The sequence below is a fragment of the Martinezella sp. CNPSo 3732 genome, assembly GCF_057784515.1.
The window spans coordinates 1-25,919 of sequence record NZ_JBXSOO010000019.1; the positions used below are offsets into that span (position 1 = coordinate 1).

26 protein-coding genes are annotated in these 25,919 nt (G+C 60.4%); 17 read left to right on the forward strand and 9 right to left on the reverse strand.

The annotated features are described in order from the left end of the window. The 5 genes from AC13RM_RS24630 to AC13RM_RS24650 form a co-directional block, all read left to right on the forward strand. Positions 1–793: polysaccharide deacetylase family protein (locus AC13RM_RS24630; RefSeq protein ID WP_488555766.1), on the forward strand; the 793-nt coding region annotated here is incomplete at its 5' end. Between the two features lie 45 nt (positions 794–838). Then, positions 839–1,171, forward strand: a complete 333-nt coding sequence (locus AC13RM_RS24635) for a glycosyltransferase family protein (protein ID WP_374818630.1) — start codon at positions 839–841, stop codon at positions 1,169–1,171. Next, positions 1,161–2,210: a CobW family GTP-binding protein gene (locus tag AC13RM_RS24640; protein ID WP_374818627.1), complete on the forward strand. Its 1,050-nt coding sequence runs from the start codon at positions 1,161–1,163 to the stop codon at positions 2,208–2,210. The genes AC13RM_RS24635 and AC13RM_RS24640 overlap by 11 nt, the downstream gene beginning before the upstream one ends. A gap of 15 nt (positions 2,211–2,225) precedes the next feature. Continuing rightward, a complete protein-coding gene (locus tag AC13RM_RS24645; protein WP_374818624.1) occupies positions 2,226–3,443 on the forward strand; it encodes an ABC transporter substrate-binding protein in 1,218 nt (405 codons plus the stop codon). A gap of 17 nt (positions 3,444–3,460) precedes the next feature. Further along, positions 3,461–4,825, forward strand: a complete 1,365-nt coding sequence (locus AC13RM_RS24650; RefSeq protein WP_374818621.1) for an amidase — start codon at positions 3,461–3,463, stop codon at positions 4,823–4,825. A 76-nt stretch (positions 4,826–4,901) separates the two neighbouring features. On the opposite strand, the gene AC13RM_RS24655 is transcribed toward AC13RM_RS24650, so the two are convergent. From AC13RM_RS24655 to AC13RM_RS24670, 4 genes are all read right to left on the reverse strand, one after another. Next, a complete protein-coding gene (locus AC13RM_RS24655) occupies positions 4,902–6,227 on the reverse strand; it encodes an MFS transporter (RefSeq protein WP_374818618.1) in 1,326 nt (441 codons plus the stop codon). Positions 6,228–6,561: 334 nt separating this feature from the next. Then, a complete protein-coding gene (locus AC13RM_RS24660; protein ID WP_488555767.1) occupies positions 6,562–7,752 on the reverse strand; it encodes an aromatic amino acid transaminase in 1,191 nt (396 codons plus the stop codon). A gap of 16 nt (positions 7,753–7,768) precedes the next feature. Continuing rightward, entirely contained in the window at positions 7,769–8,986 is a 1,218-nt protein-coding gene (locus tag AC13RM_RS24665) for a dihydrolipoamide acetyltransferase family protein (protein ID WP_374818612.1), read from the reverse strand. Between the two features lie 2 nt (positions 8,987–8,988). Next, entirely contained in the window at positions 8,989–11,067 is a 2,079-nt protein-coding gene (locus tag AC13RM_RS24670; RefSeq protein ID WP_440479175.1) for an alpha-ketoacid dehydrogenase subunit alpha/beta, read from the reverse strand. A gap of 118 nt (positions 11,068–11,185) precedes the next feature. Here AC13RM_RS24670 and AC13RM_RS24675 point away from each other — a divergent pair, with 118 nt between their 5' ends. The 11 genes from AC13RM_RS24675 (at position 11,186) to AC13RM_RS24725 (ending at position 20,734) form a co-directional block, all read left to right on the forward strand. Continuing rightward, positions 11,186–11,665: an Lrp/AsnC family transcriptional regulator gene (locus tag AC13RM_RS24675; RefSeq protein ID WP_285176551.1), complete on the forward strand. Its 480-nt coding sequence runs from the start codon at positions 11,186–11,188 to the stop codon at positions 11,663–11,665. Between the two features lie 95 nt (positions 11,666–11,760). Further along, on the forward strand, positions 11,761–12,651 hold the full coding sequence (gene paaX / locus AC13RM_RS24680; protein ID WP_374818605.1) for a phenylacetic acid degradation operon negative regulatory protein PaaX: 891 nt from the start codon (positions 11,761–11,763) through the stop codon (positions 12,649–12,651). Positions 12,652–12,949: 298 nt separating this feature from the next. Next, positions 12,950–13,954: a 1,2-phenylacetyl-CoA epoxidase subunit PaaA gene (gene paaA / locus AC13RM_RS24685; RefSeq protein ID WP_285176553.1), complete on the forward strand. Its 1,005-nt coding sequence runs from the start codon at positions 12,950–12,952 to the stop codon at positions 13,952–13,954. A 29-nt stretch (positions 13,955–13,983) separates the two neighbouring features. Next, positions 13,984–14,268, forward strand: coding sequence for a 1,2-phenylacetyl-CoA epoxidase subunit PaaB (gene paaB / locus AC13RM_RS24690; RefSeq protein WP_069061017.1), 285 nt, complete (start codon positions 13,984–13,986; stop codon positions 14,266–14,268). After that, positions 14,268–15,050 carry a 1,2-phenylacetyl-CoA epoxidase subunit PaaC gene (gene paaC, locus AC13RM_RS24695; protein ID WP_488555768.1) on the forward strand — a complete coding sequence of 261 codons (783 nt, stop codon included), beginning with the start codon at positions 14,268–14,270 and terminating at the stop codon, positions 15,048–15,050. The genes paaB and paaC overlap by 1 nt, the downstream gene beginning before the upstream one ends. A 9-nt stretch (positions 15,051–15,059) precedes the next feature. Beyond that, positions 15,060–15,584 (forward strand): 1,2-phenylacetyl-CoA epoxidase subunit PaaD, encoded by a 525-nt coding sequence (gene paaD / locus AC13RM_RS24700; protein ID WP_488555769.1) that lies wholly within the window; start codon positions 15,060–15,062, stop codon positions 15,582–15,584. Between the two features lie 25 nt (positions 15,585–15,609). Then, complete coding sequence (gene paaE, locus AC13RM_RS24705) at positions 15,610–16,686, forward strand: 1,2-phenylacetyl-CoA epoxidase subunit PaaE (RefSeq protein WP_488555770.1); 1,077 nt, start codon at positions 15,610–15,612, stop codon at positions 16,684–16,686. 28 nt (positions 16,687–16,714) lie between these two features. Next, a complete protein-coding gene (locus AC13RM_RS24710) occupies positions 16,715–17,470 on the forward strand; it encodes a Phenylacetic acid catabolic protein (protein ID WP_488555771.1) in 756 nt (251 codons plus the stop codon). 68 nt (positions 17,471–17,538) lie between these two features. Then, positions 17,539–19,596, forward strand: a complete 2,058-nt coding sequence (gene paaZ / locus AC13RM_RS24715) for a phenylacetic acid degradation bifunctional protein PaaZ (protein ID WP_488555772.1) — start codon at positions 17,539–17,541, stop codon at positions 19,594–19,596. 4 nt (positions 19,597–19,600) lie between these two features. Further along, positions 19,601–20,119, forward strand: a complete 519-nt coding sequence (locus tag AC13RM_RS24720) for an acyl-CoA thioesterase (RefSeq protein ID WP_488555773.1) — start codon at positions 19,601–19,603, stop codon at positions 20,117–20,119. Then, positions 20,120–20,734 (forward strand): acyltransferase, encoded by a 615-nt coding sequence (locus AC13RM_RS24725; protein ID WP_488555774.1) that lies wholly within the window; start codon positions 20,120–20,122, stop codon positions 20,732–20,734. Positions 20,735–20,743: 9 nt separating this feature from the next. On the opposite strand, the gene AC13RM_RS24730 is transcribed toward AC13RM_RS24725, so the two are convergent. The 4 genes from AC13RM_RS24730 to paaG all read right to left on the reverse strand — a co-directional run bounded on the left by AC13RM_RS24730 (position 20,744) and on the right by paaG (position 24,088). Then, the gene (locus AC13RM_RS24730; RefSeq protein ID WP_488555775.1) at positions 20,744–21,340 is read right to left on the reverse strand and encodes a TetR/AcrR family transcriptional regulator; all 597 of its coding nucleotides are present in this window, start codon (positions 21,338–21,340) and stop codon (positions 20,744–20,746) included. Positions 21,341–21,443: 103 nt separating this feature from the next. Beyond that, positions 21,444–22,754 (reverse strand): phenylacetate--CoA ligase PaaK, encoded by a 1,311-nt coding sequence (paaK, locus tag AC13RM_RS24735; protein WP_113228556.1) that lies wholly within the window; start codon positions 22,752–22,754, stop codon positions 21,444–21,446. 105 nt (positions 22,755–22,859) lie between these two features. Next, positions 22,860–23,303, reverse strand: coding sequence for a hydroxyphenylacetyl-CoA thioesterase PaaI (paaI, locus tag AC13RM_RS24740; RefSeq protein ID WP_113228557.1), 444 nt, complete (start codon positions 23,301–23,303; stop codon positions 22,860–22,862). Then, positions 23,300–24,088 carry a 2-(1,2-epoxy-1,2-dihydrophenyl)acetyl-CoA isomerase PaaG gene (gene paaG, locus AC13RM_RS24745; RefSeq protein ID WP_113228558.1) on the reverse strand — a complete coding sequence of 263 codons (789 nt, stop codon included), beginning with the start codon at positions 24,086–24,088 and terminating at the stop codon, positions 23,300–23,302. The genes paaI and paaG overlap by 4 nt, the downstream gene beginning before the upstream one ends. Positions 24,089–24,533: 445 nt before the next feature. Here paaG and AC13RM_RS24750 point away from each other — a divergent pair, with 445 nt between their 5' ends. Continuing rightward, positions 24,534–25,193, forward strand: a complete 660-nt coding sequence (locus AC13RM_RS24750; protein WP_285176564.1) for an acyl-homoserine-lactone synthase — start codon at positions 24,534–24,536, stop codon at positions 25,191–25,193. On the opposite strand, the gene AC13RM_RS24755 is transcribed toward AC13RM_RS24750, so the two are convergent. Then, a complete protein-coding gene (locus AC13RM_RS24755; RefSeq protein WP_285176565.1) occupies positions 25,183–25,914 on the reverse strand; it encodes a helix-turn-helix transcriptional regulator in 732 nt (243 codons plus the stop codon). The two genes, AC13RM_RS24750 and AC13RM_RS24755, sit on opposite strands and share 11 nt — an antisense overlap. Positions 25,915–25,919: the final 5 nt, after the last annotated feature.

Consider the following 25,919-nt stretch of genomic DNA (forward strand, 5'->3'; position numbering starts at 1 on the left):
TGATATCTCGAGAGGCCTTTTTGCCGGCGAAGTCGGCAGCCCGCGACTGGTGAAGCTCTTCGAACGCTTCGGCATCAAGACGACATGGTTCATTCCCGGTCACTCGATCGAAACCTTTCCGGAGCAGATGCAGGCGGTGGCCGACGCCGGCCATGAAATCGGCATCCATGGCTACAGCCATGAAAATCCGATCGCCATGACGCGCGAGCAGGAGACGGAAATCCTCGACAAGTGCATCGAGCTGGTCACCAAGCTTTCCGGGAAGCGCCCGACCGGCTATGTCGCACCGTGGTGGGAATTCTCCAATGTGACGAACGAGCTGCTTCTGGAGCGCGGTATCAAGTACGATCACTCGCTGATGCACAACGACTTCACGCCCTATTATGTGCGTGTCGGCGATAGCTGGACGAAGATCGACTATTCGCGCAAGCCATCGGATTGGATGGTGCCGCTGAAGCGCGGGCAGGAGACCGATCTGATTGAAATCCCGGCATCCTGGTATCTCGACGATCTGCCGCCGATGATGTTCATCAAGAAATCTCCGAACAGCCACGGCTTCGTCAATCCGCATCACATCGAGCAGATGTGGCGCGATCAGTTCGATTGGGTCTATCGCGAGATGGACTACGCCGTCTTCCCGATTACCATCCATCCCGACGTCGCCGGCCGGCCGCAGGTGTTGATGATGCTGGAGCGGCTCTATGCGCATATGATCAAGCATCCGGGCGTCAAGTTCGTCACGATGAATGAGATCGCCGACGATTTCGCAGCCCGCTTTCCGCGCAAGAAATAGCCGGCGAGGCTGAATAACCGAGTGCATCTCAAGGAGGCGATTGTTATGTGTTCACTGTGCGGCGTGCTCGGTGGCAACGAGCACTGGACGGATGCCGTGGCACGGCCGGGCGTCTTCACCCGCAATCACTCAAGCTTCGACCGGCGGCGCGAGCGCGCTGAGCGCATGCGCGTCGCCAATGAGATGCTCTCGGGTTTCGGCCTTGTCCTCTCCGATTGGCAGGGCGCATCCTTCGTGCTGTCGACCAGAACGGGCAGGAGCGAGATCATCGAGGATCTCGGTCATCTCTGGCCGGCGGCCGAAAGGCTCGTCGGCCGGCCCTGCGATCCGCTCGACGATGCCTTCATCGCTAGGATGGAGGCACGGCATGGTGATTGAAACCAGCGGCTTTCTGCCGATCAATCTTTTGACGGGCTTTCTCGGCTCAGGCAAGACGACGCTGCTCAAACGCATCCTGGCGGATCCCGCCTTTGCCGATACCGCCGTGCTCATCAACGAATTCGGCGAGATCGGGTTGGACCACGATCTCGTCGAAAACGTCGAGGGCGAGATGGTACTACTGCGCTCCGGATGCGTCTGCTGCACGGTGCGCGGTGAACTTGCTACGGCACTCAAGGAGCTTTATTCCCGCCGCGAACGCGGGCTGCTGCCGCCGTTCCGGCGCGTCATTATTGAAAGCACGGGTCTTGCCGACCCATTCCCGGTCCTGTCGACGATCAAGGCCGATCCCGTGCTCCGGCATCATTTCTGTGCCGGCAATGTGATTGCGACGGTCGATGCGGTGAATGGGCTGCACCAGCTCGACACCTATATCGAATCCAACAGGCAGGCAGCGGTCGCGGACCGTTTGATCGTGACCAAGACCGATCTTGAAGCCGACGGCAAGGGAGATGCCCTTCAGGCTCGCCTTCGAGTGCTCAATCCTGATGCACCCATCCTGATCGGAACCGATCCGGATCTCGATCTCTCCTCGCTCGTCGCGGTCCAGAGTAATGTCTCGCCAAGCAGCCTGTCGCAGAGCGGCTTCTATTGCGAGGAGCCGGTGCAGCTTATCTCATCGGATGGCGCGCCGCATCAGGCCGCCATTTCCTCGATTTCGCTCATCATCGACAGGCCCGTCGATTGGACCGCTTTCGGGCTCTGGCTGACTATGCTGCTCAATCGGCATGGAGAACGCGTGTTGCGGGTAAAGGGCATCCTCAATCTCAGCGGCGAGGAGTGCCCCGTCGCCGTTCATGGGGTTCAGCATCTGGTTCATACGCCGGTGCACATGGATGGATGGCCCTCGGAAGATCGTAACTCTCGGCTGGTCTTCATTCTGGATGGGCTCGATGGCGCTCTATTGAAACGCTCCTTCGAAGCCTTCACACTGGCGCAGATGACTACAGAGTCTTACCCGATCGCAGCGGCTCGATGAGACACCGGTATCTCCATGAACAAGCATGAATCCGTCGCCAAAAGCATGTCCGCTCCCGCCTTACATCTGAAGGGCCGGCCGCGCCTGCGTGTTCTCGGTACCGCGATCTCGCTGCTGGAGGAATTGCGCCTGCGCGCGCAGGACGATCTCGGCATCGATGTCATCTTCGACAACAACGACTTCCTGACGACGCAATATAAGGCGGCCCGCGAGCCGGAAACCTACGATATCTACGACCAATGCTTCCACAATCTCGATATCGTCTGGCATTGGCGCGCGATCCAGCCTGTGGACACCCAGCGCATCGTCCTCTGGGATGAGGTCAACGATCTCACCAAGACCGGCCATATCGGCCCCAACCCGCGAATGGGGCTTGGCGATGTGCCGGCGAAAAAGCTCTTCGTGCAACCGAACCTCGCCTTGGGCGATACGCCGTCGCGCTTCATCTCGATGCTGCCGACGACTCATAATTTCGATAGTTTCGCCTACCGGACGGATCTGGCGCCGAATGGCGTGGGGATGCATTCCTGGGGCGCGCTGTTCGATGAGCGCTGGGCGGGCAGGGTGGCGTTGGTGGATGAGCCCGCGATCGGCATATTCGATGCGGCGCTCGCGGCTCAGGCGGCCGGGCTCATGTCGTTCGACGATATCGGCAACATGTCCATTCAGGAGATCGACCAGCTGATCGATCTCCTGGAGGAGCGCAAGAAGGCCGGCTTCTTCCGGGATTTCTGGAAAACCGCCGAGGATGCGGCACGGCTGATGATCGCCGGCGAGACCAGCGTCCAGAGCATGTGGTCGCCCGGCATCGGCATCCTGAATTCTAAGGGTTCCCCCGTCGAACAGGCCGTCCCGGCGGAGGGTTACCGCGCCTGGCACGGCGGCCTCTGTCTTTCGAAACATTTGAGCGGCCGCCTGCTCGATGTCGCCTATGACTATCTGAACTGGTGGATCTCGGGATGGCCGGGCGCCGTGGTCGCGCGGCAGGGCTATTACATTTCGACGCCGCAGCGCTCGCGGCAGTTCATGACCCAGGCCGAATGGGACTATTGGTATGAAGGGGCGGCCGCCATCGAGGATTTGCCCGGCCCGGATGGGCAGATGCGGATCAGGAAAGGATCGGGGCGTAGCGGCGGATCCTATTGGCAGCGTGCCAATTGCATTGCCGTCTGGAATACGACAATGGATGAGCACAATTATCTCGTGCGCCGCTGGATGCAGCTGGTCGGCTGAAGAGGAGAGCAGGGACTATGACACAGACACACCTCAGCAAATCGATCGCGCAGCTCTCGGTCCTGATCCAGTCCGGCAGTCTCGATCCGGTCGCGCTGGCCGAGGAGACCCTCGACGCGATCCGGACCTACAAGGATCAGGCGATCTTTACGCGGCTGTTGGAAATGCGCGCGAAAGAAGAGGCGGCCGCTTCGTCCAAGCGGCTGCGCGAAGGGCGTTCGCGCGGGCTGCTGGATGGTATTCCCATCGCATGGAAGGATCTCTTCACCATCGCCGGCCTGCCCACGACGGCCGGCTCGATTGTGCTTGCGGATGCGGCGCCCGCGCAGGACGATGCTGATGTCGTCAAGGCGTTGAAGGCTGCGGGCATGATCGCCGTCGGCAGGGTCAATATGAGCGAATTCGCCTTTTCCGGCCTTGGCCTCAATCCGCATTACGGCACGCCGCTCAATCCCCTGGCAACGGATGTCAGGCGCATTCCGGGCGGCTCGTCCTCGGGGTCTGCCGTCGCGGTCGCAGCAGGTCTCGTGCCGGTATCGATCGGCACGGATACGGGCGGCTCCGTGCGCATACCGTCTGCTTTCAACGGCCTTGTCGGCTATAAGGCGAGCCATGGCCGCTACGGCATGGGCGGTGTCTTTCCGCTGTCGACGAGCCTCGATTCGCTCGGGCCTTTGTGCCGCAGCGTCCAGGATGCGATCTGGGTCGATGCCGCGATGCGTGGGCGCTTTGTCCCCGAGATAGAGCGCGCCGAAGCCGCCGGGCTTTCCATCGTGGTGCCGACAAATATCGTCATGGATGATGCGCAGGATGGTGTTCTTGCAGCTTTCGAGGCGACGCTGGCAAGATTGAGTGCCGCTGGCGTTAGAATCCGGCGAGCTGCCTTTCCGGCTTTCGAAAGGCTCTTTGAGCTGATGGCGGAATATGGGCCGTTGGTTACTGCCGAGGCCTTCGTGCTGCATCACCGGCGTCTGGCAGGACCGGAAGCCGATTCCATGGACCGGCGTGTGGTGGCGCGGACGCGCCTCGGAGAGAAGACGACGCTGGTCGGTTACCTGGAAACGCTCAAAGTGCGTGAGCAACTGATCAAGGAAGTTGCCGGCACGCTTGGGCCGAACGAGTTCATCGCCTATCCGACGGTTGCCCATGTTGCGCCGGCGCTTGGCCCCCTGGAAGCGGATGACGAGCTGTTCGTAAAGATCAATGGCAGAACGCTGCGCAATACGGCAATCGGCAATTTCCTCGATTGGTGCGGCGTCTCCCTGCCTTGCGGCGCCGGTGAAGCAGGCATGCCGGTCGGCTTCTTGCTGTCGGCGCCGAAGAACCAGGACGAGCGGTTGCTGGGTGCGGCGCTGGCGCTTGAAGAGATCGTCAGTGGCTAACGTTGCGCGGTGGATTTGCCGCATCGTATCGATCCTCGCTCCGCGATAGTGGGCGAGGATCGAAAGTTCTCTTCCTTCAATGCGAACGGCTGCCACTGGCGGCCGGCTCGGCGTCGGCGATCCAGCGGCGGTGCGGGCCGAGTGCGATCAGCAGCACGACAGACAGGAAGCAGCAACCGGCGAGGATATAGAAGCCGATATCGCCATTGCCTGTGGCTGCGTCGACATAGGCCTTGATCTGCGGCGAGGCGAAGCTGCCGAGATTGCCGAGCGAGACAATGAAGGCAATGCCGCTGGCGGCACCGACGCCTCCGAGATAGCGGGTCGGCAGGCTCCAGAAGACCGGCTGCGAAGAGGCAAGGCCCGGAACCGCGATGCAGGCGGCAATGACCATCACCCACGGATTCATCGTCAGGCCGATCGTTCCTAGCGCGATGGTACCGGCCGTCAGCATGGCGATGCAGACGATGCGATGGTTGTCATGCTTGTCGGCATAGACGGTGAAGAAGCGGGTTGCGAAAAGCGCGCAAAGCCAGGGTAGGCCGAGCAGCACACCGACCCAGGTATTGACGCCGCCGCCGAGCGCCTGTGCCAGCCGCGCCGGCAGGTAAAAGGTGATCGGGCCGACACCGATCTGGATGAACAGATAGATGCCGACGAAGGCGAGGACGCGCCAGTCTTTCAGCACGCTGAAGACAGAGTGCTTCACTTCGGAAAGCTTGCTGCGCTCTTCCGCTTCAATGACGGCACTCAGCGCATTTTTCTCCTCTAACGTCAGCCATTTCGCTTCGGTTGGGCGGCTCGTCAGGAAGAAGAGGGCTAGGATGCCGACGACGGTCGCCGCAAGGCCTTCGACCGCGAACATCCATTGCCAGTTGGTAAGGCCAAGGACGTCGTGATGAGTGAGCAACCAGCCGGAAAGTGGTGCGCCGATCACCAGCGATAGGGGGACACCGAGATAGAAGAGGCCGGTAGCGCGCGCCCTATGCTTGGCCGGGAACCAGTAAGTCAGGTAAAGCAAGACGCCCGGATAGAAGCCGGCTTCGCAGACGCCGAGCAGGAAACGAACGATGTAGTAGCTCATCGGTGTATGGGCAAAGACCATGCAGGCCGAGACGATGCCCCACGTGATCATGATGCGGCTGAGCCACAGGCGGGCGCCGACGCGCTGCATGATGAGGTTGCTCGGCACTTCGAAGGTGGCATAGCCCAGATAGAGAATGCCGGCGCCGAAGGCATAGGCAGCATCTGAAATACCGGTATCGGCCTGATAAGCCACCTTGGCGAAGCCGACATTGGAGCGATCGAGAAAATTCAGGATCAGCATCAAGCCCAGGAAGGGCAGAAGACGAATCGTCGCCTTGCGCACGGCGCTTTGCAGCGCCGGATTGTCGTTTGTCATAGTCACTCCTCCCAAAGGCAGATGCCTCGCGGCGAGACCATCGCGGCCAAGACTGCCTTCATGCTCGAACCGGATCTCGATCTGGCTATTGACGTGACAGCCCAAGCTGGCCATCAGTTTGCATATACGCAGATTATATTTATGTATGAAAAGGTCAATAGGTGCGAAGCCGCACGCGCTTGATCCACTTGTGGGACCGCGCATGGCGTTCAGGCAGTAGTGGATCAGAGTGCTTTTGCCGCGTTGGATGCGCAGCAAAACCTACGGCCAGCGAGCCGATTAGCGCGTCCTGATGAGGCCCTTGCGTGAAACGCCGGACGAGTTGGGCGCATATTCAGGCAAGATATGGACCGATGCGCTCCGCGACGGATGCGACATCCGTGAGCCGCATCCCGGCCACGTTGATCCTGCCGGAATCCGGCATGTAGATGCCGTGTTCGGCCCGAAGCTGCCGGACATTTTCCGGAGAGATCGGCAGAAGGGAGAACATACCTTCCTGCGAAGCGATATTGGCGAGATCAGGATGGAATTGTGCAAAGGCTTTGGCGGCGGCTTGGCGGATTTCGACTATGCGGTTGCGCATCTTGCTGAGTTCATCGATCCAGGCCCGGCGCCGCGATGGGTCCTGCAGGATCGCGGCAACAATAGCAGCCCCATGCGCTGGCGGCATGGAATAGCTGGCGCGGGCATAGCTCGCCAGATTGCCGATGCCCTTGTTCAGCGGCGCCTGTTGATCGCCGAAGAGATAGACCGCGCCGGTGCGCTCCCGATAGAGCGAGAAGGATTTGGAGCAGGAGACGGCAACCATAGCCTCGCCGACCGCTTCGATCACATCAATCATGCCGGTTGCATCTTCGACCCGGCCGTGACCGAGGCCTTGATAGGCATTGTCGAAGAGCGGCAGTAATCCCTTGTCGGCGACGATCTCAGCGATGTCTCGCCAATTCTGCGATGACAATCCTGCGCCTGTCGGATTATGGCAGCTCGTTTGCAGCAGCACGGCATCGCCGGGTGCCGCGCTCCGTAGGGTCGTCAGCATCTCATCGATGAGAACGGTCTGCTTGCCGATATCGAAGAAACGATAGGTTGCGATCTGAAGGCCGACGCTGGCAAAGATTGCCTGGTGATTGACCCAAGTGGGCGTGCCGATCCAGATTTTCCGTCTCTTGTCGAGAGCAAGCAGTTCCGCGGCCAGGCGCAGAGCGCCGGTGCCGCCCGGTGTCTGAATTCCCGCCAGATACTTGCCACTATGGCGCTCGCCGAAGACTTCGGACGGTAATGCTCTAAGGAAAACAGGATCGCCTTCCGGACCGATATAGGATTTGGATTGCTGCGTTTCCCAGAGATGATGCTCGGCCGCCTTGACGGCTTTCATGACAGGGGTACGCCCAGTCTCGTCGCGATAGACACCGACGCCGAGGTCGATCTTTCCGGATCGCGGATCGGCCGCGAACTTGGCGATCAGTTCAAGCAGAGGATCGGGCTTCTGTTCCGTAAGGCTATCGAAAAACGCAGTCGTGTTCATTGCTCCTCCCTCGCTCTCATTGAGGCCAGTTCTGCAGAACCCGCACGAATTCCGTCAGCCAGGCATTCGTTTGATGCCCATCCAGGGAGCGATGGTCAATCGTCAGGGACACGTAGGCCATCGGGCGGATCTGGATCGTATCGACGCCGTCGATCTCCCGCACCACAACGCGCTTCTCGAGCTTGCCGATGCCGAGGATGGCGGATTGCGGCTGGTTGATGATGATGGGGGATGCGACCAGCGAGCCGGAAACGCCATGATTGGAGATCGTGAAGGTTCCGCCTTTCATATCGTCGGCCTTGAGCGCATTGGATCGCGCCCGGTCCGTCAGATTCTGGAGCCTTGCGGCGATCGCCTCAAGCTGGAGATCCTGCGCCTGCCGAACGATCGGCGCGACCAGGCCCTTGTCGCCCAATGCGATGCCGATCCCGATATTGATATCTTCGAAGATTTCGAGACTGTCATCATGCCATTGGCTGTTGACTTCGGGGACGAGTTTCATGGCCGCAACCGATGCCGCCACGAAATAGGCAGTATAGGATAGGTTCACGCCTTCGGCCTTCAGTCGGGCCTTGTTGTTTTCGCGATGGCGCATGATTGCCGTGAAATCCGCCTCGAAGATAGCCGTCACCTGCGGTGCCGCCGCCAATGATTGGGCCATGTGCCTCGCGATCGAAAGCCGCATGGCCGAATGGGGAACGATCCGAGATTTGCCGTCAGCCGCGACTGCCGGCGGGGTCTGTGCAACCTCAGCCCGTTGCGACACGGGAGCAGGCGAATGTGGCTTGGCGATTTCCCGCGCATGATCCATATCGGCGCGTGTGACTCGCCCATCCCTGCCGCTGCCTTTGAGACTGGCCGGGTCGATCCCATATTCCTCGGCGGCCTTGCGAACGGCGGGTGAATAATAAGCGGCGGCGGGGCCTGTGGCAGGTGAGGCCGGCTGTATCTGCAACGGGGCCTCCGTCGCTTGCGCTGCAACACCGTTCGCGTTTTCGATGCTCATACGTCCGAGGATCGCGCCGGGCGTAGCGTCATCGCCATCCTCCATCGCAATTTCGCTCAGAATGCCGTCGCATGGCGCCGCTATCTCCTGGGTGACCTTGTCGGTTTCCAGTTCGACAAGTGCGTCGCCTTCCTTAATGTGATCGCCGATCCGCTTCAGCCAGTTGCGGACGACGGCTTTCGTGCCCTCCTGCTCGATCGGAGCCGTGATCTCGATGATACCACTCATCCCTAAAACTCCAGGATTTCGGCAATGCGCTTGGCGATCCGCTCGGTCGAGGGTACGGCCCAATCGAGAAGAGCGGGATTATGCGGGCTCGGAATATCGGGCATGGTCAGACGCGAGATCGGCGCATCGAGATCCGTGAATGCCTTGTCTGCAATGACGGCGGCGATCTCAGCGCCGAAGCCTGCGGCTTCTAAGTCTTCGTGAACGATAAGGCAGCGATGCGTCTTGGCGACCGAAGCAAGGACGGCTTCCTGATCCCAGGGCATCAACGTGCGGAGATCGATAATATCGGCAGAGATGTCTTCGGCCGCCTCCTCGCAACGCTGCACCATGGCGCCCCAAGTGACGATGGTAATATCGCTGCCAGTCTGCGTCAGCTTTGCCTTACCGAAGGGCAGCGCGAAGTTGTCGCCGGGATAGGGACGCCGCGCCCAGGCATCATCGAGCATGGCCCGATGCTCGAAGAAGATGACCGGGTCGTTGCCGCGGATCGAGGTTCGCAGCAGGCCGACGGCATCCTCTGCATTCGATGGAACCGCGACCTTCCAGCCCGGCTGGTGGACGAAGGCCACTTCGTTGGTCTGGCTGTGCCAGGGGTCGCCGCATTTGAAAAAACCGCCGGGCATGCGGACCACGATGGGGGCAGCAAAACGGTTGTTGGTGCGCCAGCGGATGGTGCCGCAGTCGTTCAGCTGTTCGGTGGCCGGCTCGGCATATTTCCTGAACTGGATTTCGGGAATGGGGACGAGACCGGCGAGCGCCATGCCGACGGCGCGGCCGATGATGCCCTCTTCGGACAGCGACGTATCGAAAACCCGCTCGCTGCCGAATTTTTCCTGCATGCCGAGGGTGACGGCATGAACCCCGCCCTTGGGGCCGATATCCTCGCCGAACATGACGACGCGCTCGTTGATCGACATCTCGTGTTCCAGCGCTCTGCGGATGGCCGTGACCATGTTGATGCGTGGGCCGAATGTCTCTGGTTCGCTCGTCGTCGCCGGCGCCGCATAACCTATGGGATGCTGCCCGCCCATCGTCTGCATGTTGCCGTCGAAGAACACATGGCGGGTCACGGTGGAGGGATCTGCGACCGGTCGGTCCTCAGCAGTGGCGCGCGCGCTTTCGGCCGTCTCGCGCGCTTCGCTTTCGCAGGCATCCCATTCCTGCATCGTCATCACGGCGGGAACGAGGAAATCTTTCAGGCGCGGCAGGGGATCGCGCTCCCATTCGCGCTTCACGGTTTCCTCGCTCTTGTAGGTCTGCGTGTCCTGGAAGCTGTGACCCTCAAGGCGCGGCACCGTCAGCCGCAGGAGAGCGGGCTTGCGCTCCTCGCGAACGAAGGAGACGGCTTCCTGCACGAGCCGGGCTGCTTCCGCCGGGTCGCAGCCGTCGCCATCGAAGATTGCGAGATTTTTCCAGCTTGCCAGATTGGCTGCGATATTCCCTCCCGGCGTCTGCGCCGTCGAAGGCACCGAAATGCCAAAGCCGTTGTCCTCGATATAGAACAGCATTGGCAATTGTTGCGTCGTGGCAGCGGTCAAGGCAGACCAGAAGCCATTCGAGGCAATGGAGCCATCGCCTCCGAGCGCGACACCGATGTCCCGCGCATACTCCTGCCGACCCAACGTCGTCGTATAATATTTCATCGCCTGCGCCCAGCCGGCCGTGGGGGTATATTGCGCACCAACGCCGCCACACATGGGCAGGGCCGAGGCGCCGGAATGGTTCGGATAGTTGAAGACGACACCAATGTCGCGCCCGTCGGAATAGCCTCCGGCGCGGCCCATGGCCGAGCCGAGCGCATCGGCCGGATCGACGCCAAGCGAAAGCAGAAGTGGCCGCGAGCGATAATAGCCACACGTCGCGTCGTGGAGGCCTGTCAGCTGCATTCCAAGGAGGATCTGCGCCATGTCGTGGCCGCGTGCGGAAAACTGATAGAGAACCTTCTTTTCCGGAACGAGACGCTTTTCCTCCATCTCGTCGAGTGCCCGGGAGAGGTGAACGAGATAGGCAACCCGGCGCCAATCGATGTGATCGTCGGGCGAGTTCCGCTCGTGGTTTTTGAAGGCTAGCTGGGCCATATGATCCTCCTACAGATGGCTCAACCATTTTAATTCAAGCGTCAGCACTATTCCTTTCAATTTTGCAGCTTTTGACGTAAAATCTGAAAGAAATATTTCATGAATCACGGATTTATGAATGGAAGATTTCGATTTTGATCACGTCGACAGGGCGATTCTGCGCGTGCTGCAGGAAGAGGGCGATATCAGTCAGGCGGCACTGTCAGAAAAAGTGGGCGCATCGCCTGCGTCCTGCTGGCGAAGGATCAAGGCGCTGGAGAGCGCCGGCGTGCTGGGCCGGACAGTTCGCCTTGTCGATCCCGACAAGATCGGCAAGGGCCTCAATGTCTTCTGTCAGGTCAAGATGAAGACCCACGATCCCGCGACCCGCCGCGATTTCGAGCAGTTCATCGCCAGCTATCGCGAGGTGCTGGAATGCTACTCCATGTCGGGGGAGTGGGATTACCTCATCCGTGCCGTCGTCGCCGATGTCAGGGAATATGAAGGGCTTTTGATGCGGGGTATTCTCACCCATGAAGCTGTGCTGAGCTCATCGTCGCACTTCTCACTGAAATGCGTCAAATACACCACGGCGTTGCCGACGAACGTGTCGCGATAGGCGGCGAGCGCATCCGTGGCTCTGCCTGCGCTTGAATGCCGATAGTATCTCACGCTAATAGACCCTAACGATTGCAGATGCGGAGCAGGGTTGGAGTGTCGGCTGATAACGTCAAACTCGGCCACGATTTGAGCGAAGCGGTCGCGACGCTCCTTATTGACCTGCCGATAAAAGCGGCGAGTTTTATCGTGACGATCTACGGCGATGTCATCGAGCCGCGGGGCGGCGTCGTCTGGATCGGCAACCTCATCGAGACGTGCAAAAGCGTCGGGATCACCGAGACGCTGGTACGGACCGCAGTGTCGCGACTGGTGGCAGCCGGTCAGCTTATGGGCGAGCGCGAAGGGCGCCGCAGCTTCTATCGGCTGACCGATGCCGCACAAGCCGAATTCGTCGAGGCCGCCAGCCTGTTCTACGGACCGCAACCCGAGGTCCGCTGGCAATTTGTCCTCATCAACGGACCTGCGCCGGAAGAGATCATGCAGGGCCTTGAGCGGGAGGGTTTTGCCAGGCTGAACCCGCGTCTCGCAGTGGGAACGCATCCCGCACCGCCACTGCCGGGCCGCGTCGTCGTCTTCGACGCGCAGTTGGCGACTGAAAACGGCGCGTTGCGGGAGTTTGCCGAAGAGGCTTGGAACCTGCCACGCTTCGCGGAGGCCTATCGCGAATTCATTGCCCGGTTCGGTTCATTTTTCGAACGCGTCGGAAATTGTGCCGCGCTATCGCCGTTCGATTGCCTGATTGCGCGGCTTCTGCTCGTGCATCAATATCGCCTGATCATGCTGCGTGAGCCGCATCTTCCCAAGTCTGCGCTCCTGGATAATTGGCCGGGCGAGGAGGCACGGCGGTTGTTCGCCGATCTCTATCTGCTTTTGTCGAAAAAAGCCGATGCTTACGTTGGCCGCCATTTCATCAATGAGGCAGGCCAGCTTCCAGAGACGACGCCGGCAAGCCAGGCTCGGCTCGATCACCTCAAGGCCCGCTGAAGGATCAATCCGCTCAGGTACATAGTATGGAGGTTCGGCTCGCCACGTGCTTTCACGGCATTGAATGTCACAGAAAATTCTAAAAATTCATTTGTGTTGTGACATATCGCATGCTAATAAATGACCGATCGGTCGGTTAATGTGTTTGCCGGTGGATCGCTGTTTCGTGGAGGAGAGCGAGAAAGAGGCTTATACTAGCGGTGCCGTGAAGCTTCAGCTTGGCTGAAGTCTTCAGGGCGACTGCAGGCTTGCGATCATTCTCGATCGCGCGGGAGGCGCGAAGACGGAGGAAAGATCAATGTATGCACAGATAGTGAAAACCGACGGCGCCCGCATCCGCTCCCTCGACGAGATGGATCCTCAGGAGCGCGCCTTTCAAGAGCGCGTCGATGCTGGCCAAAAGATCGAGCCGAAGGAATGGATGCCGGAGGGTTATCGCAAGACGTTGATCCGCCAGATCAGCCAGCATGCCCATTCGGAAATCGTCGGTCAGCTTCCGGAGGGCAACTGGATTACCCGCGCGCCGACACTGGAGCGCAAGGCGATCCTGCTTGCCAAGGTGCAGGACGAAGCCGGCCACGGCCTCTATCTCTACTGTGCCGCCGAGACGCTCGGCATCAGCCGCGACGAGATGTATGAGCAGCTGCATTCCGGCAAGGCCAAATATTCGTCGATCTTCAACTATCCGACGCTGACCTGGGCCGATATCGGCGCGATCGGCTGGCTCGTCGATGGCGCCGCCATCATGAACCAGGTTCCCCTGCAGCGCTGTTCCTACGGCCCCTACGCGCGGGCGATGGTGCGCATCTGCAAGGAAGAGAGCTTCCATCAGCGCCAGGGCTTCGACATCCTGATGAAAATGGTGAAGGGCACACCGGCACAGAAGGCCATGGTGCAGGATGCGCTGAACCGCTGGTGGTGGCCGTCGCTGATGATGTTCGGCCCTTCGGACGATGCCTCCGTGCACTCCGCCCAGTCCATGGCCTGGAAGATCAAGCAGAATTCCAATGACGAGCTGCGGCAGAAATTCGTCGACCAGACCGTGCCGCAGGCCGAATATCTCGGCCTGACCGTTCCTGATCCCGATCTGAAGTGGAACGAGGAGAAGGGCGGCTACGATTTCGGCGAGCCGGACTGGAAGGAATTTTTCAACGTCATCGCCGGCAACGGCCCCTGCAATGCGGAGCGGCTGAATGCCCGCAAGCAGGCGTGGGACGATGGCGCGTGGTTCCGCGACGGCCTGACGGTGCATGCCGAGAAAGCGGCCGAGCGCCGCGCCGCCGCAAGGGTTGCCGCCGAATAGGCGTGCAGGATGATCAGGGAGTGAGAAACATGTCCAGTGAATGGCCGCTTTGGGAAGTTTTCATCCGTGGTCAGCATGGCCTCAACCATCGCCATGTCGGCAGCCTGCATGCGCCTGATGCGGAGATGGCGATCAACAATGCACGCGATGTCTATACGCGACGCAACGAAGGGGTGAGCATCTGGGTGGTACGGTCTTCCGAGATCACCGCCAGCGCGCCCTCGGAAAAGGGTCCGCTCTTCGATCCCTCTAATTCGAAGGTGTATCGTCACCCGACCTTCTTCGATATTCCCGATGAAGTGGGGCACATGTGATGGCGACCCCTACTCTTGAGCCGGCGGTCGATCAGGCCGCTCTTGTCGAATTCCTCCTGCGCATCGGTGATAACTCGCTGATCCTCGGCCACCGCGTTTCCGAATGGTGCGGCCGCGGACCGGCGCTGGAAGAGGATATCGCGCTTGCCAACACGGCGCTCGATCTCATCGGGCAGACACAGCTCTGGCTCGCTCTGGCGGGCGAGGTGGAAGGCAAGGGCCGCTCTGCGGATGATCTCGCCTATCTGCGCGATGGCTACGAGTTCCGCAATATCCTGCTGGTCGAACGCCCTAATGGCGACTTCGGCAAGACGCTGATGCGGCAATTCCTCTTCGACGCCTGGCACTATCTGCTGCTGAAATCGTTGAAAGGTTCGGCCGATCCGCGCATTGCCGAGATCGCGGAAAAGGCTTTCAAGGAAGTCTCCTATCATCTCGACCGCAGCCGTGATCTCGTCATCCGGCTTGGCGATGGCACGGCGGAAAGCCACCGTCGTATGCAGGAGGCGCTCGACGATCTCTGGGCCTTTACCGGTGAAATGTTTGTCGACGATGCAGTTGATGCGATGTTGACGCAAGCCGGAGTGACCCCGTCGCTGCAGAGCCTCAAGGTTGGCTGGGACGAGATCGTCTCCGATACACTTACCGAAGCGACGCTGAAACGTCCGGCAGATGGCTACATGCACAAGGGCGGCCGGCGCGGCGTTCACACCGAGCATCTCGGCTATCTTCTGGCCGAGATGCAGTTCCTGCAGCGCGCTTATCCGGGCGCGGCCTGGTAGGAGGCGCAAATGGCGACCGCACTGCATCCTTCGGTCGATGAAATCTGGCACTGGCTGTCGCAGGTGTCGGACCCCGAGATACCGGTGATCTCGCTGACCGATCTTGGCATCATCCGCGATGTCCGCTGGCGAGACGATACGCTTGTCGTCACGGTGACGCCGACCTATTCGGGCTGTCCCGCCACCACGGTAATCAATCTCGATATCGAGCGGGCATTGACCGAAAAGGGTATCGACCGGGTACGCCTCGAGCGCCAGCTGTCGCCCGCCTGGACGACCGACTGGATCAGTCCAGAAGGCCGTGAAAAGCTGCGCGCCTACGGCATCGCCCCGCCGATCGATGGCACGGCTGCAGACGGCATCTTGATGAAGCGGATCGAGCGGCTTACCGGCCGTTCCAATCTTGCTATCGCCTGTCCGCGCTGCGGATCGACAACTACGGAAAAGATCAGCCAGTTCGGCTCGACGCCGTGCAAGGCGAGCTATCGCTGCACCGAGTGTCTTGAACCCTTCGATTACTTCAAATGTATTTGACCACCAAAGGACGAGATCCGCATCCATGGCACGTTTTCATCCGCTGACTGTCACCGATGTGCGCCGCGAGACGCGCGATGCAGTCGTCGTCACGCTTGCGCCTGCGGAGGAGGATCGGGCCGTCTTTGATTTCACGCAGGGCCAGTATCTGACGTTTCGCCGCAAGTTCGACGACGAGGAATTGCGCCGCTCCTATTCGATCTGCACGGGCAAGGATGAGGGCGTGCTGAAGGTCGGCGTCAAGCGCGTCGATGGCGGCTGCTTCTCGACCTGGATCAACGAAAACCTGAAGGCCGGCGACACGTTGGAAGCCATGCCGCCGATGGGAGCCTTCTTCACCGCCATCGAGCCGGATATCGCCAAGCACTATCTCGGTTTTGCCGGTGGCAGCGGCATCACGCCGATTCTTTCGATCATCAAGACCGTGCTGGCGCGAGAGCCGCGCTCGGTCTTCACACTGGTCTATGGCAACAGGCATATCAGCTCGATCATGTTTCGCGAGGAGCTGGAGGATCTGAAGAACCTCTATCTCGGTCGTCTGTCGATATTGCATATTCTCGAAAGCGAAGCGCAGGAGATCGATCTTTTCACGGGGCGGATCGATGCGGAGAAGTGCAAAGCGCTCTTCAAGAGCTGGATCGATGTGAAATCGGTCGCGACAGCCTTCATCTGCGGTCCCGAGCCGATGATGCTGGCGATCGCGGCGGTTTTGCGCGAACACGGCATGGGCGACGACCAGATCAAGTTCGAGCTCTTCGCCTCCGCGCAGCCGGGCCGCGCGCGGCGCAAGGTGGAGAGTGGTGCCGCCGCCGATCATAAAACCAGCTGCGAGGCAACGGTCACGCTCGATGGCGCGACGCGCATCTTCAAGTTTCCTAAGCATGGCCAGTGCCTGCTCGATGCCGCGCTCGAAAATGCAATGGATGTGCCTTACGCCTGCAAGGCCGGCGTTTGCTCCACCTGCCGGGCCAAGGTTCTCGAAGGCGAGGTCGAGATGGAGGCCAATCACGCGCTCGAGGATTACGAGGTGCGCCAGGGCTATGTGCTGACCTGTCAGTGCTACCCGCTCACCGACCGTATCGTTGTCAGCTACGACCAGTAGGTGCGTCCGCATCGAAGGGAGGAACGAGATGTCCGAGACGATGCCGATCGAGCAATATCTGCAGGAGGGTGGGATGCTCTCCTCGCCGGACAACGCGCCTCCGCGCTATCGCGGCGAACTCTTGCGTCTGATGGCGAGCTTCGTCGATAGCGAATTGGCCGGCTCCGCCGGCTTTGCCGATATCATCAACGATGCTCCGGGCATTCAGGAGCGCATTTCCGCGGCGCGCATCGTGCTGGAAAAGACCGATCATGCCGGCCAGGTCCTGAAGATCATGGAGACCTTCGGCGTCGATGGCGGCCGCTATGCCGTCCACCATCCCTGGGCGGCGCGACTTTCCCGCGATGCCGATATCGGCGCTGTTAGGCAGGGCGGCGATATGCGTCTTTCCGTCTTTCACTATCCGCTTCAGGGCTGGGTGGATGCCGTCGTCATGAACATGCTGATGGGTGCTGCCAGCGTCGTGCAGCTGAAGGAGCTGGCGCACGTTTCCTATCAGCCGCTTGCCGAAACCTTTCGTGCCATCCTGCCGCGCGAGACGCGGCATGCCGAACTCGGCGCCGCCGGTCTTGCCCGCATCGTGGCCGATGATGAGGGGCGGGCCAAGGCGCGGGCTTCAGTTGCCTACTGGTATCCCCGCGTTGCCGCGAGCTTCGGTCACGCCGGCTCGACACGCTTCGAAACATTGTCGCGTTTCGGCCTGCGTCATCAGCCCAACGAAACTTTGCTTGCCGAATGGCGGGCTGATGTCGATGGGCAGCTCGCTGCGCTTGGATTGAATTGATCAGTTCCGGGAAGATGCATGACGGTTTTCCGCTCGGATCGCCGGAAAGACTAAGGAAGGAAATTCGGATGAACATCATGGCAAACCAGCCACGTCGGCTTGAAAGCTATGTCGGAGGCACCTGGGTCGCCGGCGCCAAGGAAGGCGTGCCGCTGCTCGATGCATCGACCGGCGTGCCTGTCGCGTCCATCGATTCCTCCGGTATCGATTTCAAGCAGATCTTGGCCTATGGCCGCGACAAGGGCGGCCCGGCGCTGCGGCGCATGTCCTTCCATGAGCGTGCCGCAATGCTGAAGGCGCTTGGGCAGGCGCTGCTCGAGAGGAAGGAAGAATTCTACGCGCGCTCGACGGCGACAGGTGCCACGCGGGCGGACAGCTGGGTCGATATCGAAGGTGGCATCGGAACCCTGCTGTCCTATGCCTCCAAGGGCCGGCGCGAATTGCCGAATGCGCGTGTGCTGCTCGATGGCGATGCGGAGCAGCTCTCTAAGGACCAGAGTTTTTCGGCACAACATATCCTAAGCCCGCTGCAGGGCGTCGCCGTTCACATCAATGCTTTCAACTTCCCCTGCTGGGGCATGCTGGAAAAAATCGCGCCGGCCTTGCTTGCCGGCGTTCCCGCCATCGTCAAGCCGGCAAGCCAGACGGCCTACCTCACCGAACTCATGGTTCGCCGCATCATCGAAACCGGCCTGCTGCCGGAAGGTGCGCTGCAGCTCGTCTGCGGCTCGGTCGGCGATCTCCTTGATCATGTTGAAGGTCAGGATGTGGTGACCTTCACCGGCTCCGCCGCAACCGGCCAGCGTCTCAAGACGCACAAGGCGATCATCGAAAATTCCGTGCGTTTCACCATGGAGGCCGATAGCCTCAATGCGGCGGTCCTCGGGCTCGATGCGGCACCCGGCACGGAAGAGTTCGACCTCTTCGTCAAGGAGGTCGCGCGCGAGATGACGGTCAAGGCCGGACAGAAATGCACCGCCATCCGCCGCGTCATTGCACCCCGCTCCTATAGCGAAGCGCTCATTGCGGCCTTGAACGATCGTCTCGGTAAGACGGCAATCGGCAATCCGGCCGATGAGACGGTTCGCATGGGGCCGCTTGCAAGCCTCGACCAGCGCGAGGAGGTGCGGGCGCGCATCCGGGATCTTGCTGCCGACGCCGAGATCGTCGGCGGCGATCCCGATAATCCGCACGTGATGTCCGGCGATGCGAGCGCCGGCGCCTTTCTCAATCCGGTCCTGCTCTATTGCGACAAGCCGGGCTCTGCGCGTGCCATTCACGATGTCGAGGCCTTCGGCCCGGTCAGCACCGTTATGCCCTTTGACACGGCGGAAGAGGCGGTCGATCTGGCACGCCGCGGCAAGGGCAGCCTCGTTGCCTCCGTCTTCACCAACGATCCGCATTTCGCTGAGGACGTCGTTCTCGGTCTCGCACCATTCCATGGTCGCGTGATGATCGGCAACCGCTTGAGTGCCAAGAGCTCCACGGGGCACGGCTCACCGCTGCCGGGCCTCGTTCACGGTGGTCCCGGCCGCGCCGGCGGCGGCGAGGAGCTCGGTGGCATTCGCGGCGTCAAGCATTACATGCAGCGCACTGCCGTGCAGGGCACTCCACGTCTGCTCTCGGCCGTGACGGGACGCTGGATGGATGGGGCGGACGCCCACGCCGACAGCGAGCATCCGTTCCGCAAATCGCTGGCCGAGCTCAAGATCGGTGATCAGCTCGTCACCGGCAAGCGCACGGTCACGCTGGAGGATATCGAGCACTTCGCCCATTTCACCGGCGATACCTTCTATGCCCATATGGATCAGGAGGCGGCCAAGGCCAATCCGTTCTTCGAGGGACGTGTGGCGCACGGCTATCTTATCGTCTCTTTCGCCGCCGGCCTCTTCGTCGATCCGGCTCCCGGCCCGGTTCTTGCAAATTATGGGGTCGACAATCTCCGCTTCCTGACACCGGTCAATCCGGGTGATACGCTCCAGGTGCAGTTGACCTGCAAGGAGATCAATCCCCGCATCAATGCCGAGCACGGCGAGGTGCGCTGGGATTGCAAGGTAACGAACCAGCTGGATGCCGTCGTCGCGCAATATGACGTTCTGACGATGGTGGCGAAAAGGAGAGAGTGAGCGCATGACGACGACCGAGCAAGATCCGCATCGCCTGGAAATGACTGTGCTGATGACGCCTGACATGGCGAATTTCAGCGGCAAGGTGCATGGCGGCGCCCTTTTGAACCTGCTCGATCGCGTCGCCTTCTCCTGTGCCTCGCGCTATTCCAAGCAATATGCCGTGACGCTGTCGGTCGATCAGGTGCTGTTCAAGGAGCCGATCAATGTCGGCGAACTCGTCACCTTTCGCGCCTCGATCAACGATACCGGCCGTACCTCCATGGAAGTCGGCATACGGGTCGAGGCGGAAAATATCCGCTCCGGCGTGCGCCGCCACACCAATTCCTGTTATTTCACCATGGTCGCCGTCGATGAAGCCGGCCGCCCGGTCCGCGTGCCGGAACTGGTGCCGGTCACGCCGGTTGATATCCGACGGCACAAGGCCGCCCAGCTTCGCCGCACCTTGCGTCGCGAGTTCGCGCAACGGATGGAGGCGGTGGCCGAAACCGGTCGCGATGTGGAAGGTTTGGGAGCCGACTGAATGGCGCAGATCTATTCCTATGACGGCGTGATCCCGGTCATCGATCCCTCAGCCTTCGTGCATCCGGCCGCAACCGTCATCGGCGACGTTATCATTGGCCCCGCCTGCTATGTCGGGCCGGGCGCCGTGCTGCGCGGCGATTTTGGGCGTATCGTGATCGAGCATGGCTCGAACGTGCAGGAGACCTGCGTCGTGCACAGCTTCCCGAACCTGGAGGTCGTGATCGGCGAGGCAGGGCATATCGGCCATGGCGCTGTGCTGCATGGCTGCCGCATCGGCGCCAATGCCATGGTCGGCATGAATGCCGTCATCATGGATGAAGCCGTTATCGGCGAGAATGCGATCGTCGCCGCCATGGCTTTCGTCAAGGCCGGTGCCGAAATCCCAGCAAACAGTCTTGCCGTGGGCGCGCCGGCTCGCGTGGTTCGCGAGTTGACGCCGGAAGAGATCGCCTGGAAGCGCCAGGGAACCGCCATCTATCAGCGCCTGGCACTGGAGGCGAAAGAGAAGCTGGTGGCCGTCGAGCCGCTGACGGCACCTGAGCCGGATCGCCGCCGCATCCGCGCGCCGGAATATGATCCGCTTATTCTCGAACGGATGAGGCGCGACGACTGACGCGTGACATCAACGGACGGCCTTGACCCCTTCAAGGATGAGGGTGGTGGCGATATCGGCATATTCGTCGCGGGTGATCGGGCCGTTGGGACGGAACCACATATAGACCCAGTTCATCATGCCGAAGAGCGACATGGTGACCGGCATCAGCAACGGCCTGTTCTTGTTGAGGTCCGGGTTGAGATCCTGGATCACACTGGAGAAGCGCTTGACGATGCGTCGCTCGATCGTTCTGATCTCCGAAAGCTGTTCCGGCGAGAGTGCATGCGTGCCGTTAAGTTGAACCTGATGTTCGTTGTCCGCGCCTTCATAGTTCTTTAGCACGGCTTTCACGAGCAAGCGCAGCCGTTCCTGTGGCGTTATATCGGTGCGATCGGCTGCTTCGATCGCGTCTTCCAGCTCCGTCAGATGCGTTTGCACGATGTCGAATATCAGCGCATCTTTGCCGGGATAGTAATGATAGAGCAGGGCCTTCGAGACATTGCTGTGCGAGGCGATCATCGACATGGAGGCTTTCTCCATGCCGACCTCGGCAAAGACCGCCGCAGCGCTTGCCAGGATGCCACGCTGCTTTTCCTCGAAATCAACTGCGCGCGTGCGTGCCATGTGATCCTGCTCTGCTCATTGCCGATTGACGTTACCCATGCCCGATGGTCGAAGCTTCCTATACACGATCAAATCCTTGTCAGGCTATCCGGTACGACAGCAATCACTCTCTCGGGCGATTGTCGACCACACGCTTTGCCTTGCCCTCCGAGCGGACAACGCCGCCCGGCGGATGCACGGTGATCTTCGTCGAGACACCGACCACGCTCTTGATGTGATGGGTGAGTTCCTTTGCCGAAAGACCGCGCGCGGCTTCGTCTGCCGCCTCCAGCGTGCATTCGACATGAACGGTCATGTCGTCCATGCGACCGGAGCGCGTGAGCTCGATCTGGAAGTGCGGCGCAAGCCCGCGGCATTTGAGGATCTGCTCCTCGATCTGTGTTGGGAAGACGTTGACCCCACGCAGGATCATCATGTCGTCACAGCGTCCCGTTACTTTTTCCATGCGGCGCATTGAGCGTGCCGTGCCTGGCAGCAGCCGCGTCAGGTCGCGGGTGCGGTAGCGGATGATCGGCAGCCCTTCCTTGGTCAGCGCCGTGAATACCAGCTCGCCGAGTTCGCCATCCGGCAAGATCGTACCGGTGACGGGATCGATGATCTCCGGATAGAAATGGTCTTCCCAAATATGCAGCCCATCCTTGCTCTCGATGCATTCGCTGGCAACGCCAGGACCTATGACCTCAGAGAGGCCATAGATGTCGACGGCGTGCATATCGAAGGCGTGCTCGATTTCGTCGCGCATGGCATTGGTCCATGGTTCGGCGCCGAAGATGCCGATCGCAAGCGAGCTTTCTCTGGGGTCGAGGCCCTGGCGGCGGAATTCGTCGAGGATCGACAGCATGTAGGAGGGGGTGACCATGATGACGCGCGGCTTGAAATCCTGGATCAGGGTGACCTGCCGTTCCGTCATGCCGCCGGAGACGGGGACTACCGTACAGCCGAGCCTTTCCGCGCCGTAATGTGCACCAAGGCCACCGGTGAAGAGACCATAGCCATAGGCAATATGCACTAGATCGCCGGCGCGGCCGCCAGCGGCGCGGATCGAACGGGCGACGACGCTCGCCCAGGTATCGACGTCCTTGGCGGTATAGCCGACGACGGTCGGCTTGCCCGTCGTGCCGGAGGAAGCGTGGATACGGGCAAGCTTTTCGCGCGGCACTGCGAACATGCCGAAAGGATAGGTGTCGCGAAGATCCTTCTTGGTGGTGAAGGGGAATTTGGCGAGGTCGGACAGCGTCTTCAGATCGGAGGGATGCACGCCGGCTTCATCGAAGCGTTTGTTATAGAAGGGCGAATTCTCATAGGCATGGATGAGCGACCACTTCATGCGCTCGAGCTGCAGCGCGGAAATCTCGTCGCGCGAGGCCATCTCGATCGCCTCCAGTTCGCCGGCTCGCGGGGAAAGGTTCTCCATGAATGTCTCCTCCAGAAATGCTTATCCTCTTGTTTCTTTTCGCATTCCGGACGGAAAATCGCTTCGCACTTTTCCTGGAAATGCTAGGCGCAGCCGGCATGAATCTTATTCCGGCAGAAGCGTGCCCTTGATCGTTCGCGAGTGGCCGCGGAATTCTGCAATCTGCTCGCCCTGCTGATTGGTGATCGCAATGTCGTAAATCCCGCCGCGGCCGCGGCGGGAGACCTCTCGCGCCGTCGCCGTCAGCAGGTCGCCCTTGAAGGCCGGCGCGATATAGGTCACCGAACAGTGCTGGGCGACGGTGCGTCGGTTATAGCTATTGCAAGCGAAGGCGAATGCCGAGTCGGCAAGCGTGAAGATGTACCCGCCATGACAGGTGCCATGACCATTCGTCATCGCTTCGGTGATCGCCATCGAGAGCGTAGCCTCACCCGGTGCCACTGCAAGCAGCTCCATGCCGAGATGGCGGCTGGCATTGTCTTCGTCCCACATGGCGCTTGCGCAGGCTTCGGCGCGCGCCTCTGGGGAAAGCGTGTCGGCCATGCTCATCTGCCCTTGAACTCCGGCTTACGCTTTTCGAGGAAAGCCGTGACGCCCTCGGCATAGTCGGCGCTGCGGCCTGCTTCGCGCTGAAGGTCGCGTTCAAGATCGAGCTGATCGTCGAGCGAATTTGTCGCTGCCGCCTGGATGGCGCGCTTCGTCAGGCCGAGGCCTTTTGTTGGGCCGGCGGCGAGCCTGATGGCAAGCGCCTTAGCCTCATCCATCAGCTTGTCATCGTCTACCACACGCCAGATCAAGCCCCAACTGGCTGCCGTTTCCGCATCCAAAGGCTCGGCCGTCAGCGCCAGTGCCTTGGCGCGGGCTTCGCCGATCAGCCGCGGCAGGTTCCAGGTGCCGCCGGAATCCGGCACGAGGCCGATTTTCGCGAAGGCCTGGATGAAGCGGGCGGAACGGGCGGCGAGAGTGATATCGCAGGCGAATGCGATATTGGCGCCGGCGCCGGCAGCAACGCCATTGACCGCGCAGATCACCGGCTTTTCCAGGCTGCGAATGAGGCGCAGCAGGGGATTGTAGAAAGTCTCGATCGTATGGCCGAGATCCGGAGTGCCTTTGCGCGGATCGCGGTCGCCGAGATCCTGGCCGGCCGAGAAGCCACGGCCGGCTCCTGTCAGGAGAACCGCACGGACATCCCCATCCTGATGTGCACGCTCGAAGCCGGCACGCAGCGCAAGATGCATTTCCTCGTTGAAGGAATTGAGTTTGTCGGGTCGATTGAGCGTGAGGCTCAAGACACCATCGGCAAGCGCCGACAGAATGGTGTCGGATTCGGACATGTTTCCTCCCCGCCGCCCTTCCGATGGCGACCACAAAACTCTCGCATAAACCGACCGGTCAGTCAATTATAATTGCAATGATTGAGAGGAGGAACATGGCCGTCACCGTCACACATGAGGGCGCAATCACTGTCATCGTCCTATCTTGATCCGGAAGAGATCAGCGAAGGATTTTTGCGGCCGGAGCGCCATGCGAGGCTCTGCGTTGGGCGGCAGAAGATGGCACTTCCGATTGCTTGAGAGGCGTTAGCGCGCCGAATGTCCGCAAGCCCCTACATGCCGACCCCTGCATGCCGACAAGAGAGGCCGCGGGAGGGGGTGAATCTTCTGCCTTACTCCGTGTTCTTCGATTTTAAGGAGTGCCCGCGGCCGCGCAATCTGGCGGAATCGATATATTGAAGCCTGGCTCCAAGGTGTTTTGTTAAGGCAAAATTTGGAGAGACTGATGCTACAGATACTGACACGACGAGACCGCAATACGGCGTCCTCGTATTTCACCCAGATGTTCCACGCCCGCGCGCTCGTTTTCCGTGATCGAATGGGTTGGGATGTCAACGTTGAAGGTGGTTTGGAGATCGACCGCTTCGACGACGAGCACGACCCCATCTACTTGGCCGTGAAGGAAGAGGACGATGAGCTTACGGGCTCGCTGCGGCTGTTGCCGACAACGAGCGAGACGATGCTTTCGAGCGAGTTCCAGCATTTTTTCAACGAGGATCTCGATATCTGCAGTCCTTCGATCTGGGAGTGCACCCGGTTTTGCGTGCATCCTCCGCTGCAGGCCGGACATCCGTCGTCGCAGACCGCCGCCGTCGAGCTACTTTCCGGTCTTTGCCGCCTGAGCTTGAAATCGGGCATAGAGCACATCATGGGCGTCTATGATGCATCGATGATCGGGGTTTACCGAAAGATCGGATGGTCGCCTACGCCGCTTGCCCGCTCGCGGCCGGAGATCGGCAACCTCTATGTCGGCCTCTGGGAGGTCAACGAGGAGTCCGATCAGCGGCTTGAGCAACGGCTGAGGACCATGCGAGGCAAGGATGACAGGACCCCTACCTTGCAATTTGCATCTTCGTCGCCGGGCAATATTCAGTTCAGCTTTTGATGAGCTCGAGCGAGATTGCTTTCGCAATGGCCTGATTTGTGGTGCTGACATGAAGTTTGCGGCGGCCGGAGCTGAGATACAGGCGCACGGCGCTTTCGGAAATTCCAAGGATGGATGTGATCTGCTTCGGAAGCAGGCCGTGCGCCAGCAGTTCGAGGCACTCGGTCTCCCGCTTAGAAAGCCTGCGTCCGATGCTTTGCTCTCGCAGGCCGGACACGATCAATGACTGCTCATGCAGATAATAGGCGATGACCTGGAGATCGCCTATTATGCTGTTTCGCAAATGCTCCCAGTCGCCGCTCTTCAGATTCGAGGTCACTGTAAAAAGCGATCGCTCGCCGTGAGGCCCTCGAACGACCAGCGTCAAGCCGTAGCGCCCGACATCAAAGGCTTCGGCTTCGCGGAAAAAGGAGATGCTTTGCGGCGACTTCAGATCGAGGGTCGACCAGTCGAAGGGCAGAAATCCGTTGCGTCCAGCTTGAACAACGGGGTCGATGGAGAAATAATCGTGCGCTATATATGTGTCTACCCATTCCGGCGGGTAGGTCAGCAGGAGAAGCGGGTTTTGCTGCGGCAGTGCGGCGATTTGCGTCACATGAAAGGCGGCGTTTGCCAGGCCATATAAAGAACAGAACTTGAATAAGAACTGGCGCAATTCATCGATATCATTTGCCTGAGCTATCTCGGACAAGCAATGAGATTGGCGTGATCCTGTCAACATAGTCT